The organism is Celeribacter ethanolicus, from assembly GCF_001550095.1.
Taxonomy (GTDB): Bacteria; Pseudomonadota; Alphaproteobacteria; order Rhodobacterales; family Rhodobacteraceae; genus Celeribacter; species Celeribacter ethanolicus.
The window spans coordinates 114,780-128,184 of the sequence record NZ_LRUC01000040.1 but is presented as its reverse complement, the minus strand read 5'-3'; the positions used below and the strand labels follow the sequence as shown (position 1 = coordinate 128,184).

19 protein-coding genes, 1 other RNA gene and 1 riboswitch are annotated in these 13,405 nt (G+C 63.1%); of the genes, 5 read left to right on the top strand and 15 right to left on the bottom strand.

Going from position 1 to position 13,405, the window contains the following annotated elements; all coding sequences use genetic code 11:
* Positions 1-87: 87 nt before the first annotated feature.
* On the bottom strand, positions 88-966 hold the full coding sequence (locus NH195_RS15115) for a LysR family transcriptional regulator (RefSeq protein WP_066708718.1): 879 nt from the start codon (positions 964-966) through the stop codon (positions 88-90).
* A 123-nt stretch (positions 967-1,089) separates the two neighbouring features.
* On the opposite strand from NH195_RS15115, the gene NH195_RS15110 reads away from it, so the two are divergent.
* From NH195_RS15110 to NH195_RS15100, 3 genes are all read left to right on the top strand, one after another.
* A complete protein-coding gene (locus NH195_RS15110; RefSeq protein ID WP_066708675.1) occupies positions 1,090-1,302 on the top strand; it encodes a YjiS-like domain-containing protein in 213 nt (70 codons plus the stop codon).
* A gap of 283 nt (positions 1,303-1,585) precedes the next feature.
* Positions 1,586-2,323 carry a Bax inhibitor-1/YccA family protein gene (locus NH195_RS15105; protein ID WP_066708672.1) on the top strand — a complete coding sequence of 246 codons (738 nt, stop codon included), beginning with the start codon at positions 1,586-1,588 and terminating at the stop codon, positions 2,321-2,323.
* 69 nt (positions 2,324-2,392) lie between these two features.
* Positions 2,393-2,818: an EamA family transporter gene (locus NH195_RS15100; protein ID WP_066708715.1), complete on the top strand. Its 426-nt coding sequence runs from the start codon at positions 2,393-2,395 to the stop codon at positions 2,816-2,818.
* Between the two features lie 4 nt (positions 2,819-2,822).
* Here NH195_RS15100 and NH195_RS15095 read toward each other — a convergent pair whose 3' ends face one another.
* Together NH195_RS15095 and rpmG are read right to left on the bottom strand one after the other, a co-directional pair.
* Positions 2,823-3,443, bottom strand: coding sequence for a GNAT family N-acetyltransferase (locus tag NH195_RS15095; RefSeq protein WP_066708669.1), 621 nt, complete (start codon positions 3,441-3,443; stop codon positions 2,823-2,825).
* Between the two features lie 123 nt (positions 3,444-3,566).
* Entirely contained in the window at positions 3,567-3,734 is a 168-nt protein-coding gene (gene rpmG, locus NH195_RS15090) for a 50S ribosomal protein L33 (RefSeq protein ID WP_009572866.1), read from the bottom strand.
* Positions 3,735-3,953: 219 nt separating this feature from the next.
* Positions 3,954-4,127, top strand: a riboswitch (FMN riboswitch).
* 76 nt (positions 4,128-4,203) lie between these two features.
* On the opposite strand from rpmG, the gene NH195_RS15085 reads away from it, so the two are divergent.
* Positions 4,204-5,091: a DMT family transporter gene (locus NH195_RS15085; RefSeq protein ID WP_066708666.1), complete on the top strand. Its 888-nt coding sequence runs from the start codon at positions 4,204-4,206 to the stop codon at positions 5,089-5,091.
* A gap of 67 nt (positions 5,092-5,158) precedes the next feature.
* On the opposite strand, the gene NH195_RS15080 is transcribed toward NH195_RS15085, so the two are convergent.
* The 7 genes from NH195_RS15080 to NH195_RS15050 all read right to left on the bottom strand — a co-directional run bounded on the left by NH195_RS15080 (position 5,159) and on the right by NH195_RS15050 (position 10,381).
* Complete coding sequence (locus tag NH195_RS15080; RefSeq protein ID WP_066708663.1) at positions 5,159-5,869, bottom strand: DUF533 domain-containing protein; 711 nt, start codon at positions 5,867-5,869, stop codon at positions 5,159-5,161.
* Between the two features lie 173 nt (positions 5,870-6,042).
* Positions 6,043-6,444, bottom strand: an RNA gene (gene rnpB, locus NH195_RS15075) — RNase P RNA component class A.
* A 13-nt stretch (positions 6,445-6,457) separates the two neighbouring features.
* Entirely contained in the window at positions 6,458-7,162 is a 705-nt protein-coding gene (locus tag NH195_RS15070; RefSeq protein ID WP_066708660.1) for an N-acetylmuramoyl-L-alanine amidase, read from the bottom strand.
* A 6-nt stretch (positions 7,163-7,168) separates the two neighbouring features.
* Positions 7,169-7,885 (bottom strand): excalibur calcium-binding domain-containing protein, encoded by a 717-nt coding sequence (locus NH195_RS15065; protein ID WP_066708657.1) that lies wholly within the window; start codon positions 7,883-7,885, stop codon positions 7,169-7,171.
* A 34-nt stretch (positions 7,886-7,919) separates the two neighbouring features.
* Positions 7,920-9,407 (bottom strand): Asp-tRNA(Asn)/Glu-tRNA(Gln) amidotransferase subunit GatA, encoded by a 1,488-nt coding sequence (gatA, locus tag NH195_RS15060; protein WP_066708654.1) that lies wholly within the window; start codon positions 9,405-9,407, stop codon positions 7,920-7,922.
* Positions 9,407-9,694, bottom strand: a complete 288-nt coding sequence (gene gatC / locus NH195_RS15055; RefSeq protein WP_066708652.1) for an Asp-tRNA(Asn)/Glu-tRNA(Gln) amidotransferase subunit GatC — start codon at positions 9,692-9,694, stop codon at positions 9,407-9,409. Before gatC ends, gatA begins: the two co-directional genes overlap by 1 nt.
* A 36-nt stretch (positions 9,695-9,730) precedes the next feature.
* A complete protein-coding gene (locus tag NH195_RS15050) occupies positions 9,731-10,381 on the bottom strand; it encodes a ceramidase domain-containing protein (protein ID WP_066708649.1) in 651 nt (216 codons plus the stop codon).
* Positions 10,382-10,433: 52 nt separating this feature from the next.
* Between NH195_RS15050 and NH195_RS15045 the strand changes: the two genes are divergently transcribed.
* Positions 10,434-11,138: a metal-dependent hydrolase gene (locus tag NH195_RS15045; protein ID WP_066708645.1), complete on the top strand. Its 705-nt coding sequence runs from the start codon at positions 10,434-10,436 to the stop codon at positions 11,136-11,138.
* Here NH195_RS15045 and NH195_RS15040 read toward each other — a convergent pair whose 3' ends face one another.
* From NH195_RS15040 to NH195_RS15020, 5 genes are all read right to left on the bottom strand, one after another.
* Positions 11,139-11,555 (bottom strand): hypothetical protein, encoded by a 417-nt coding sequence (locus NH195_RS15040; protein WP_066708642.1) that lies wholly within the window; start codon positions 11,553-11,555, stop codon positions 11,139-11,141.
* On the bottom strand, positions 11,555-11,890 hold the full coding sequence (locus NH195_RS15035; protein WP_066708640.1) for a hypothetical protein: 336 nt from the start codon (positions 11,888-11,890) through the stop codon (positions 11,555-11,557). The genes NH195_RS15040 and NH195_RS15035 overlap by 1 nt, the downstream gene beginning before the upstream one ends.
* A 2-nt stretch (positions 11,891-11,892) precedes the next feature.
* Complete coding sequence (locus NH195_RS15030) at positions 11,893-12,447, bottom strand: RNA polymerase sigma factor (RefSeq protein ID WP_066708638.1); 555 nt, start codon at positions 12,445-12,447, stop codon at positions 11,893-11,895.
* A 125-nt stretch (positions 12,448-12,572) separates the two neighbouring features.
* Entirely contained in the window at positions 12,573-12,887 is a 315-nt protein-coding gene (locus NH195_RS15025) for a hypothetical protein (RefSeq protein WP_066708632.1), read from the bottom strand.
* A gap of 83 nt (positions 12,888-12,970) precedes the next feature.
* The gene (locus tag NH195_RS15020) at positions 12,971-13,378 is read right to left on the bottom strand and encodes an EF-hand domain-containing protein (RefSeq protein ID WP_066708630.1); all 408 of its coding nucleotides are present in this window, start codon (positions 13,376-13,378) and stop codon (positions 12,971-12,973) included.
* Positions 13,379-13,405: the final 27 nt, after the last annotated feature.

The window sequence follows — 13,405 nt, the reverse complement described above, 5'->3', positions numbered from 1 at the left end:
ACGCCCATTCGGGAACCGCAAATTCTGCGCTCGCAAACATCAGTTTTTCAACAGAATCGGCTCATTCCCGCCATTCATCGCCCCCCCCTACTGCGCCGCCAACCTTGCGCTGGCGTGGTTGCGGTAGGCTTGGCAGATCAGGTCGCGCAGGCGCTCCGCCGCTTCGCCCTTCATCTGCTCCGACATGTAGAGATTGATCTTTTTCGAGGCGAGTTCTGGCAAAGCACCACCGTGCTGGATCGGCTCGGAATAGGGCGGCGCAGTATTCTCGAGCATCACATGCACCGCGAGATCGGCCGAGACGGAGGCCTCGATAGTGCGGCTCTGGTCGCTTTCGATGGAGACTTCCCACGGGATGCCCGCATTGTCCAATGCCTCCTGCACGCTCTTGCGGAAGATGCAGCGGTGTTCAAAGGCCAACCGCAGCGGACGTTGCCGCCAGGCCACACCATTGGGCGCGCCGATCCACACGAGGGGCAGTTCCACCAAGGTCTCGCCGCCCGCGTCCAGATCGTCCTCGGTCGTCAGGATCATGTCGCACTCGCCGCGGGCGAATTTTTCCTTGAGCCGGGTGGTGAAGGAGGATTCGAGATTGACGCGCATGCGCGGGTAATCGGCATGGAAATGTTGCAGCACCAGCGGAATCGAGGGGTAGACGATGTCATGCGGCACGCCCAAGACGATCTCGCCCTCGAATTCCGTGGCGGTCAACCGGCTGAAGACCTCGTCGTTGAGTTCGAGCATCCGGCGCGCATAGGACAGGAGTTGCTCCCCCGGCGCGGTCAGGGCGATCTTGCGCGCGCTGCGGTCGAGAAGCTTGACGTCGAGACTGTCTTCCAGCCGCTTGAGCTGCATCGACACGGCGGATTGCGTCAGGTTGAGCGCGCCCGCGGCGCGGGTCACCCCACCGCAATCGGCGACGGTGACGAAGGAACGCAGGGCGGTCAGATCGAGATTGCGCGGCATATCATGTCCCGTGATGTGATGATCAACAATCATTCATTTCACTTATTGAACACGATCAACGATACATATCAAGGGAAATGATTCATACCCCGTAAACATTCACCATTTGTTAAGGACGACACGATGCCCATCCAGACCCTGTCCCGCCCCTCCGGCGCGCGTCGCGCCCCCTCCTTGTTCTCCCGTTTCATGAAAGCCCGCGAGATTTCGCGTCAACGCCGTGCCCTGGCCGCCCTCGACGACGCGCTGCTCGACGACATCGGCCTGACCCGCGAAGAGGTTCTGGCCGAAAGCCAGCGCCCGGTCTGGGATGCGCCGCGCCACTGGAGCAAATAACCCCGGATGACCGCGACAGCTTGTCCCGCACCTCCACCCTTCCCCGCCCGCCCGTCCCCGCGCGCCTGACCGCGATGCTTCCCCTGCATCGCGGTTTTTCTTTGTTTTTCATAGACCAAGCCGCCGGACGGCCAACCGCCCACAAAACAGACGCGGCCGACAAAAACAGTCCGTTTTCCGTTTTCCACGGGTTGAAATCCGCACCCCGCCTGCCAATATCGGAAGGGACACCTCCGCATGTCGCGGGGGCACAGGGATTTTGACGCACAGGAGATACCTTTCAATGGCTGACTACAGAACGATCAACGCTGGTGTCGGCGCACGCTCGGCGGAGATCGACGCCGGCCTTCGCGCCCATATGAACAAGGTCTATGGCACCATGTCGATTGGCGTGTTGCTGACGGCGCTCGTGGCTTGGGCCGTGGGCTCCAATGACGCGCTTTTGTCGATCTTCAACGATCCGATCACGCTGCGCCCGACCATTCTCGGCTGGATCGCGATGTTCGCGCCGCTCGGCATGGTGTTTGCCTTCGGCGCCGCGATCAACCGCCTGTCCGCCGCCGGCGCACAGTTGTTCTTCTACGCTTTCGCAGCGCTCTTCGGCCTGTCGATCAGCTACATCTTCGCCGCCTTCACCGGGGTGTCGATCGCCCAGACCTTCCTCGTGACCGCGATCTCCTTTGCCGGTCTGTCTCTCGTGGGTTACACCACGAAGAAAGACCTCTCCGGCATGGGCGCGTTCCTGACCATGGGTCTGATCGGCATCATCGTGGCCTCGATCGTGAACCTGTTCCTGCACTCCGGCATGCTCTACTTCGCGATCAACGTGTTCGGCGTGCTGATCTTTGCCGGTCTGACCGCCTGGGACACCCAGAAGATCAAGACCGACTACATCGCCCATGCACATGCGATGGACGAAGAGTGGTTGGGCAAGTCCGCCGTGATGGGCGCGCTGAGCCTCTACCTCGACTTCATCAACCTGTTCATGTTCCTGCTGCGGTTCCTTGGCAACCGCGAGTGATCGGGGCATACTCAGAAGACAAGGGCCGGTTTCGACCGGCCCTTTTTTATGGCGATCCGGGAGAGGCGCATGACCGACAACTGGCAATTCTGGGCCCTGCTCTCAGCCCTCTTCGCGGCGCTGACAGCGATCACCGCCAAGATCGGGGTGACGGAGATCAATTCGAACTTCGCGACCTTCCTGCGCACCGGGGTGGTGTTCCTCGCCTCGGGGCTGTTTGCATGGTCGCTGGGCGACATCGAGCCGCTGTCGAACCTCAGCCCGAAAGGCGCGGGGTTTCTGGCGATCTCGGGGCTGATGACCGGGGCGTCCTGGGTCTGCTATTTCCGCGCGTTGCAGATCGGCAAGGCGTCGCAGGTGGCGCCGGTCGACAAGCTCTCCGTGGTCTTCGTCGCGATCCTCGCAGCGCTCGTGCTGGGCGAGGAACTGAGCCCGCTGGGGTGGGTCGGCGTCGGTCTGATTTCGACCGGCGCCGTTGTGATGGCGATCGCCTGAGCGATCAGATCAAATCGCGGGCCATCTGGATCGCGGGCAGGTAGACACCGGGTTTCAGCGCCAGATCAACGTCCCCCGAGGCGCTGAAGCCATGCGCCTCATAGAATTCCCGCGCCGTGAGCGTCGAGAGACAGCACATCCGCTCCACCCCGGTCAGCCGGGCGTTGTCGAGGATATGTTCCACGAGAACCGAACCGATCCCTTGCCGGACGTGATCCGGATGCACAGCGACCCGCCGCATATGGCCGATCTCGCGCGGACCGACGCCGCCGAAGGGCGTGGCCTGGGTCCAGCCGCCCGCCGCAATGATCTCCCCCCCCCCGGTCTCGGCGACGAAGAACGTGCCGGAGTTCAGCAAACGCGGTGCCGTATGCAAGAGCGCAGGCAGAGCGGCGTCGAGAATGGCGGCGGCATAATGCTGTTTCAGGAGCTGACCGTAGGAGGCACGAAAGAGCGCGTCGATCTCCGCGGTATCGGCCGGCATGGCGGCTCGCACGGTGAAGGGCACGCTCTTGCGAATCTCCTGCGTGCGCACCGCCAGAGCCTCGCTCAGGCTGGAAGGCAACGAGCAGGAGCTGTCTGGCCGCTCCCGCTCTCTGAAGTCGTCGTCATAACATCCGAACATGGTTCTCTCCTTACGTTGGATGGTCTCAAAACCTGATCCGCGGGGGAGAGGGGCCGGTCAAATAAAAAACCGCGCTTCCCTCTCGGGTCACGCGGCTTTTGCATTTCGTCGTCTGGGAAGGGCTTACTTGATTTTGCCTTCTTTGTACTCGACGTGCTTGCGCGCAACCGGGTCGTATTTCTTTACGACCATCTTTTCGGTCATGGTGCGGGCGTTCTTTTTGGTCACGTAGAAGTGGCCCGTGTCCGCGGTCGAGTTGAGACGGATTTTGATCGTCGTCGGCTTCGCCATTTTTCGTTACTCCAGTTATCTCGTGCAACGGGCGGTCGGGCCAACCCGTGGAATCCTTGAAGCCCGCCTTTTAAGCCTTTGGGTCTCCGAGTCAATGGGCTTTTCTCAGAAAACCTCCGCGAGCGCCAGCCAAAAACGCTGCACAGAGGCCCTGCACCCCTGAGCGATTGCAGAGACCGGTCTTCGGGCCTAAGGAGAGCGGGCGGCCAAATCGGGCCGCGAACCTCTCAGGGCGGGGTGCAATTCCCCACCGGCGGTGTTTCGGAGACCTCATTATGGGGCCTCTCCGATCAGCCCGCGAGCGCCACGCGCGTCGGTGCACGACACGCTGGGATAGCAGATCCGGTGCGATCCCGGAGCCGACGGTCACAGTCCGGATGAAAGAGAGATGACAGGGCCGCTTTGCCGTCTCGCGGCGGCGTGCGCCCTGCCCTCGTGCCTTGGGTTATGTGTGAAGAAAGGACGACACATGACTCGCTTTACCAATCTCGGCCCGGCCCGCTCCGGCGCCCTCCTGATGATCGCAGCCGGTGTGCTCTTTGCCGTCATCAACCTTCTGACCCAATATGCCACGATGATGCTGCATGTGCCCTCCGCGCGCATGGCGTTCTGGCAATATGCCATCGCGCTGCTGTTTTCGCTGCCATGGGTGGTGCGCCACGGTCTGTCCGCGATGAAAACCGGCCATGTCGCACTTCATATCGCCCGTGTCGCTGCCGCCGTGATCGGAGTTCAGCTCTGGGTCGCGGGGCTTGCCCATGTGCCGATCTGGCAGGCGATTGCTCTGATCATGCTCTCGCCCTTCTTCGTGACCTTCGGTGCGGGACTGTTCCTCGGCGAAGAGACCGGCGCGGCGCGCTGGCTCGCCGTCACCGCCGGGTTCGTCGGCGGCATGATCATCCTTGCGCCCTGGTCGGATGCGTTTTCGCTCTATGCACTCTATCCGGTGGCAGCCGCGCTGTTCTGGGGCATCACCTCGCTTTTGACCAAGCGCCTGACCCGGAGCGAAAGCCCGGAAAGCCTGACGGTCTATCTGCTGCTGCTTCTGAGCCCGGTGAACTTTGCGCTGGCTCTGGGCGAGGGCGTGGCGCTCAGCGGCGGGCTGACGGCGCTCATCCTCATTGCGGCGGGGCTTCTGACCGCTCTGGCGCAATATGCCATCGCCAAGGCCTATACGGTGGCCGATGCCGCCTATCTCCAGCCCTTCGATCACCTGAAACTGCCGCTCAACGTGGGATTCGGGGTCATGGCCTTCGGCTTTGTGCCGCCGGGTTCGATGTGGCTCGGGGCGGCGCTGATTCTGGCGGCGTCCTTCTATCTGCTGCGTCAGGAAAGCCGCGCGGAACAGCCTGCTTAAACGACCCGGCCCCAACGACAAAGGGCGGCTCTCATGGCCGCCCTTCTGATTGCATAAGATCGTCAGATCAGATCACAGGCTTGCCCATCGACAGATGGATCTCCGCCTGTTTCGCCTCGTCGAGCATCAGCGATTGCGCCAGACCTTTGAGGAAGGTTTTTTCGCCCTCGGTGTCGACCGAAATCGCCATCAGAGCCGCGGCATAGACCTGTGCCGCAGCCGTGGTCCCGGCGTCTTTCGCCAAGGCCATCGGATCGACCGGCGCGTCCAACTCGGCCTGCACAAAGGCAATCTCTTCCTCCGAGGCATCATTCAGCGCGTCGAGAATCTTGGTACGCTCCTCGGCGTCGATCTGGCCGTCGGCCTTCGCCGCCATGATCATCGCCCGGATCATCAGCCTGGCGTTCTCCTCGGAGGCCGCACCGACCGCCGTGCCCTTGGTCACGGATTCGAACATGTCCGACATTGAGGTCATCCCCGTCGCCGCCGCCCCGGACATGGCCGAGAACAGCGATCCGAGCCCGGCTTCGGTCGCTTCCGACATATCGGCGGCCTGATTGCCGAACTTGCCCATCATGTCGCGCACCGCATCCGCGCCGCCGGGGAAGCCGAATTTCTCCGCCATCTGGCCCATCTGATCGGCCATGCCGCCCGGCGCGCCGGATTGGCGCATGGCTTCGCGCACGCCCTCCATGCCGCCCATTTTCTTGACTTTTTCAACGCCTTTCGCTGCGGCAAAACCGATGGCGAGCGTGGTCAGGGTTTTCACGAAACTCATTGGGCAACTCCCTATGCTGACAAATCTTTCCACGCATAGTGCGACGAAACACCCATTCTGCCAACAGGGCAAAACACCCGGACCTGCCGTTTCTTTTGTCCTGAAATATCCTGGAGTGAATTGGCCATGGGCCAAGAGGGGCAAAGCCCCTGCCTTTCAACCTTTGTGAAATACGACGCGGACGGCCTGTAAGCCGGATTCTGTTCCGGGGCTTGCGCCCCTTCGATAACCATTCCTCTAGGCCGCCTGTTACCAGACGGCTCAAGCTGCCAACCCGGGTTTCTCGGGCTTGAGCGACCCTGCGGGCGGTCTGCGTTGCCGCACACGAACCCCGCGCGAAACCCCTATTTGGCATTGCTCCCGGTGGGGCTTGCCGTGCCGGTCCGGTTGCCCGTCCCGCGGTGGGCTCTTACCCCACCGTTTCACCCTTACTCCGTCTTGCGGAGCGGTCTGTTCTCTGTGGCGCTGTCCCTGGGGTTGCCCCCGCCGGGCGTTACCCGGCACCGTTGCTCAAGGGAGTCCGGACTTTCCTCCCCTCCTCATCAAAGAGAAGCGGCGGTTATCCGGCCATCCGCGTCGGGGAGCGACTTAGGCGAGAGGGGAGCGGCGGTCAATGGGAAAGCGGGCGGGAAAGCGGGTGGCAAGATCGCGGGCCAGCGCCATGTCGCGCCCGTCGAGCGGGCCGTGATGACGAGGGCGAAAACGATCCCGGAAGGCAGAGACCAGCGCTTCGACCGGGGCTTCGGGGTAGCCGAAGCGCTGCAAGTCTTGCACAAATCGAACCTCATGGGGCTCGATCTCACCCTGAGAGGCGGGAAACACGGACAATCCCTGCACAGCCAGCCGTTTCCAGTCGAAACGGGGACCCGGATCGATCTTGCGCAGCGGTGCCATGTCGGAATGGCCGATCACGCGCTCAGGCGGGATCGCGTGACGGGAGAGAATATCCGCGAGAAGACTTTCAAGCGCCTGCATCTGCGCGGCGGCAAAGGGCGCCGTTCCGGGGTTGGCCAGTTCGATCCCGATCGAGCGCGAATTCACATCCGTCACTTCGCCCCACTGACCGGCGCCCGCGTGCCAGGCGCGCATGTCTTCGTCCACAAGGCGAAACACCTGCCCTTGCTCACAAATCAGGTAATGCGCAGAGACCTCGAAGTCCGGCGAGCAAAGCCGCTCCAGCGCCGCCTCGGCCGTCGCCATCGCCGTGTAATGGATCACCACGAGATCGGGACGCGCGCCATCACGCCGCTCGCCGAAATTCGGCGAGGGATGGTCATGGATCACCAACGTCATGAGGGCTTACTGCCGGGCTTTGGCGGCCAGCCGGAAGGGCGCGGGGTCCCAGCTACAGGCAAAACCGTCACCATCCGGGTCGAGCCCCTGCGGGTTCTTCTCCGGGCCGCCGTTTTTCAGGAAATATTCCTGCGCCAGATCGGGCGACGGGTATTTCGCGCAGTTGCGCGCCGCACGGGAATCGGCCCCGGGAATGAGGCGCGAATAAAGCGCCTGACCGACCGTGTTGGTGGTCGAGAGCGCGAATTCTACGATAGTGCCCGCATCCGATGAGGGCCGCGACGGCAGGGCCGTCGGCTGGATCGTGACATAGGCTTCCTTGTTGGCGGCAACGAGGGCGGCATCCTCTTCGATCGAGCGCTCGGAAGACACGGCATCGAAGCTGTTCTCGGCCGAAATTCCCATGGCGTTGGAGACCGCCGCGGGGGCCGGGCCTGTCGCGGCGGGGGCACTGGTCGCCCCGCTTTCCGCCGCCTCAATGCCTTCGAGCGCCTCGTTGGAGATCGCCTGCGTGTCGAGCGCCGCTGCGGCCGAGGACACGCTCACGGAACCGTTGCCCGCCCCTTCGCCATGGGCGATCAGTTCGGCCTCTCTCTGGGCCTGATAATCGGCATAGGAGCCGAACCCCACCCCCGAACCACTGTCGGGCACGGCGGTTTGGCAGGCGGCCAGAGCGGCCAGAGATGCAAATGTCACAAAGACACGGGGTGAGGCACGACGCATCGCGAAGCTCCGTAAGGGTCAGTCAGACTGTCCCTTACCACCATTTCTCGGGCTTGGAAACAAAGCCCGCTGCACCTTCCAGTGAATGCGCGATATTCAGCAGATCGCCCTCTTCCCACGGTTTGCCGATGAGCTGAAGCCCGAGCGGCAGACCGGTGGAGGAAAGCCCGGTGGGCACGGAAATGCCCGGCAGGCCCGCGAGGTTCACGGTGACGGTGAAGACGTCGTTCAGGTACATCTGGATCGGATCGCTGTCGGACACCTCGCCGAGGCCGAAGGCCGGGGACGGCGTCGCGGGCGTCAGGATCGCGTCGACGCCGGCGGCGAAAGCGTCTTCGAAGTCGCGCTTGATCAGGGTGCGGACCTTGCGCGCCTTGTTGTAATAGGCGTCGTAGAACCCGGCCGAGAGCACATAGGTGCCGACCATGACACGCCGCTGCACCTCTTTGCCGAAGCCTTCGGCGCGGGTTTTCTCGTACATGTCGTTGATGCCCTCGCCCTGGGCGAGTTTGGCGCGGTGGCCGTAGCGCACGCCGTCATAACGCGCGAGGTTCGAAGAGGCCTCGGCGGGGGCGATGACGTAATAGGTCGGCAGCGCGTATTTGGTGTGCGGCAGGGTGATGTCGACGATCTCGGCGCCCGCGTCTTTCAGCATGGCAGCGCCATCGTCCCACAGTTTGACGATCTCGTCCGGCGTGCCGTCGAGGCGGTATTCTTTCGGGATGCCGATTTTCTTGCCGCGAATATCGCCGGTCAGCATGGCTTCGAAATTCGGAACCGGCAGATCGGCGGAGGTGCTGTCCTTCATGTCGTGACCGCACATGGTCTCCAGCATCATCGCGGCATCGCGCACGGATTTGGTCATCGGACCGGCCTGATCGAGGGACGACGCAAAGGCCACGATGCCCCAGCGCGAGCAACGGCCATAGGTCGGTTTGATGCCGACGATGCCGGTGAAAGCGGCGGGTTGGCGGATCGAGCCGCCGGTGTCCGTGCCGGTGGCGGCAAGGCAGAGATCGGCGGAAACGGCGGCGGCGGAGCCACCCGAGGACCCGCCCGGCGTGAGCGGCGTGTCTTCGTTGCCACGACGCCAGGGGCTGATGACATCGCCATAGGTCGAGGTCTCGTTCGAGGATCCCATGGCAAATTCGTCCATGTTGAGCTTGCCCAACATGACGGAGCCCGCGTCGAAGAGTTTCGAGGTCACGGTCGACTCGTATTCGGGCTTGAACCCTTCAAGGATCGCGGAGGCGGCCTGCGTCGGGGCGTGTTTCGTCGCGAAGAGGTCCTTGATCCCGATCGGCAGACCGCACATGGCGGGCGCGTCACCGGCGGCAAGGCGCGCGTCGGCGGCTTTCGCCTGCTCGCGCGCGATCTCCGGCGTGTTGTGGACAAAGGCGTTCAGAGCGCCCGCGCCTTCGATGGCCGACAGACAGGCCTCGGTCAGCTCGGCGGAGGTGTAATCGCCAGCGCGCAGACCATCACGGGCGGCGGAGAGCGTGAGTTTATTGAGATCAGACATTATTCAACCACCTTCGGAACCGCAAAGAAGCCCTCGCGCGCATCGGGCGCGTTCGCAAGGATTTTGTCCTGCATTTCGCCATCGGTCACGCCATCCTTGCGGCGTTTGAGGCGCTGCGGCGTTACCGAGGTCATCGGCTCGACGCCCTCGACATCCACTTCGGAGAGCTGCTCGATGAAACCGAGCACGGCGTTGAATTCGGCGGCCAGCGCCGGAAGCGCATCTTCCTCGACGCGGATGCGGGCCAGCTTGGCCACCCGGCGGGCGGTATCAATGTCGATCGACATGGGGCAATGCTCCCTAATTCTTGGTCACATGAGGCTTTAGCGCCCCTGCGCCCGGCCTTCAAGCATATGCGTGAGATAAACATGGATCATCCAGCCCAGCATGGTGGCGTTGAGGATGTGCCAGAGGAAATGCGTGCCGAGCGGCAGGGCGGGGCAGATCGGGGCATCGAGCCAGCGCAGGAAGATCGACAGGCAGAGGAGTGTGGCACCAATGGCGAGGCCGCGCGCGATTTTCGGGGCGCGGGTTCCGAGCAGGAACGCATAGAGAAAGATCAGCAGAGGCACGGCACTATAGGCGGCGCTGGAGCCGAGGCCGAGATGGGAGAAGATCAAGGTGCAGGCAAAGGCGAAGGGGAAGAAGGCGAGGCAGGCCAAAAGCGCCTGCCCGCGCCGCAGCCCGAGAAAATCGCGGGAGGCGGCAAACAGATAGAGCAGCACGAACCCGAGGATCGGCAGCGTGTCCGCCATCGCGCCCCAACGCGTGGCCGTGGTGTGAAAGGCGAAGGACCCAAGCCCGATGACAAAGAGGATCACCGCCAAAGCCCGCGCCATCGGCACGGCTTTGGTGCGCGGCCAGACGATCAGCGCAGCGATCAGAAAAGCGGCATTGGTCAACGCATTGACCGGCTCTGACCAGAAGGTGAAATCCGTGCGCTCGCAATAGGCGTCGATTTGTTCGCTCAACATGGACGTGTGACAATCCCGTGTTAGGTTACCCCGAAACATAGGGAGTTTTGTCATGAAAATCACCTGGCTCGGCCATTCCGGCTTTCGCATCGAGATCGCGGATCAGGTTCTGCTGATCGACCCGTGGATCGCAGGCAATCCGGCCTTCCCCGAAGAGCGCGCAGACGAGGCGACCAAGGGCGCGACGGCGATCTTTCTCACCCATGGTCATGGCGACCATGCCTCGACCACCCTGCCCGTCGCACAAAAGACCGATGCGATGATCTATTGCATTCACGAGCTGTCGATCATCCTCGGCGCCGAGGGGGCGCAGGTCACGGGCTTTGGCAAGGGCGGCACGATCACGCTGGGCGAAGGCGAGAACGCGGTCAAGGTGACCATGGTCAACGCCGTGCACAGCTCCTCCATCGACTTCAAGGACGGTGCGCCACAATATGCGGGGCAGCCTGCGGGCTTCATGATCTCGGGCGAGGGACACACGATCTATGTCTCAGGCGACACGGACATCATGGCCGACATGGAATGGTTCGCCGATCTGCACCGGCCCGACATCGGTCTCCTCTGCGCCGGGGGCCATTACACGATGGATATGACGCGGGCCGCTTACGTCTGTCAGAAATTCTTCGATTTCAAGACGGTGATCCCGTGCCACTGGGGCACCTTCCCGCTTCTGGCGCAGAGCTGCGACGAACTGGTCTATGCGCTTGAGGACGGTGTGGTGCAGGTGCCCGAAGTGCTGGTGCCGATCGAGATCTGATCAGTCCTTCGTGGCCTCGGCTTCGAGCACGTCGAGGACCAGGATTTGCATCGCGTCGAAGGCCGCGAGGAACCGGGTGCGGAACTCGGCCATCGCGGCCTCGGTCGCGGCCTTGTCAAAGGGCTCTTCGGTGCTTACAGCGACGACGGCGCGGCGGGCTTCGATGGCCTCGCGCAGGCTTTGCTGAAGCGCTTCGTCCGCGACAAATCCCGCGCGCAGCGCCTTGCGGATCTCGCGCGGGAAGGTCGGCACCTTGACGGTCTCGGGCCCTGCGTCCCCCATGACGCTGCCGCGCACCTGCTGAAACCGCCAGATCACGCCGAAGGTCATGGCATTGCCCAGAAGCGACAGGCCCAGCACGGCGATCAGCGCCATACGACCCCAGGACGGACGGTGTTTTGCCACATGCTCAGACATCAGAACCCTCCCAGAAGGCCAAAGAAATCGCCCAGTGCGAGAAAGGCGAGGAAACTGTCGCCGATCACGCCGGACGACAGGAGATAGCCCAACAGCACGCCCAGCCCCATCAGCCCGGCAAAGCCCATGGCCCATGGCAGGGGCTCGGAGAGCACCTCGGCCATGGGGTGGTCGCGGCTGGCTGGCGCATCGGCGAGCTGGCTCAGAACCGTTCGGGACATCAGGGCGACATCCTCGTCGCCGGGCATTTTCAAAAGCGCCGCGAGGTCGCGGTCAAAGGCGTCATCCGCGGACACATCCGCAGACAGCTTGGGGTTCGTTTTCTGATCCGGCATGATCAGTCCTCCTTTTCCAGCCGGGCCCGGAGCGCCGCTCGCGCCCGCACCAGCAATTGTTCCACCGCCCCTTCACTCGTATTCAGCGCCGCCGCGATCTCCGCGCCCGACAGCTCTCCGGCTGCCTTCAGCAAGATCGCCTGACGCTGGCGTTCCGGCAATGTCCGGATCGCCGCATGGGCCAGAGCAAGCCTCTGACGTGCGGCCAGCCCGGCCTCCGCCCCCGGTGTGTCGTCCTCGGGCTCCGCGACACTGTCGATGCCGACGAACCGTCGAAACCGCCCCCTGCGATTGTGGTCGATACAGAGATTGACCGCGATCCGGTAGAGCCAGCTCGACACCGCGCCTTTCGCGGGATCGTAGCTCGTGGCGCGGGACCAGGCCCGGAGGAACACCTCCTGCGCCACATCTTCGGCCTCCCCGGCATTGACCAGGATCTGCGCCGCATAGCGCCGGATACCCGGACCATAAAGCGCGATCAGGCGGGCCAGCGCCGCGCGCTCGCCCTGAACCATCGCGGCCATTGCGGCGGCGGCCTCTGCCTGACGTGGGTCCATGCCCGCTCTTTCGTTTCTCACGCACGGGCCCGCATGGCCCAAGTGTATCAAATAGGGTTTTCACACATCTGAAAAGTGGCCCGGACCGTCAGGGGGGATGGAGACAGCCCGGGCCTTCCCCCGCTTTAGCGGGTGATCTGCACCGTGCGCGAACAGCGCCCGGGCTCCCCGGTCGGCCCGACACAGCTCGTGGTCGAGGTGGTGCCTTCGCTGGTGGTGGTGCGCTGACGGTCTTTCGAGACGGTCTGGCCATTGGCCGTAGTCGCCGTGGTGGAGGTTCCACAGACCACCTGTCCGTTTTCGCGCACGCAATCGCGGTTCTTCTCGACGATGCCGCCATTGCCATTGGTGATCGTCACATTTTGCGCGAAGACCGGCGTGGCGAAGGCCAGAGGCAGAAGCAGAGCAAGGGTTTGAGCGGTTTTGGTGACATGTTTCATCGTTACGGTCCTTGTATCATGGGGTCAGGGTCAGAGAAGCGATCCGGCTTTCAGGGGGATCGGGGACACAGTGGTCTCGGGACTTAAAAGCTGGCCTTGGACAGGAACTTGTTGACACGGGAAATCTCATTGCCCGCCAGCACGCCGTCATTGTTGCGGTCGGCACGATCAAAGCCGTCGGCCTTGGACAGGTATTCCGCTTCGGTCACCATGCCGTCGCCATTGCTGTCGCGGGCCATCAGGCGCGTGCCATCGACATTGCGGCCCTGCGCGGCAGGCAGAGCCTGAATTTCGACCAGAGTGACGGACCCGTTGCCGTCGCTGTCGAGCGATTTGAACGTGGCTTTTTGCAGGTTCTGGAATTCCTCACGGGAAATCTGTCCGTCGCCATTGCTGTCATAGCTCAGAACATTCGTGGCGGCGAAGGCCGGGGCGCCCAGACCACAGGTCAGGCCAAGCGCGGCGAGCGCGGTGAGGGATCGGATGCGCATGTGGTGTCTCCTTTGCGTCGTCGATTA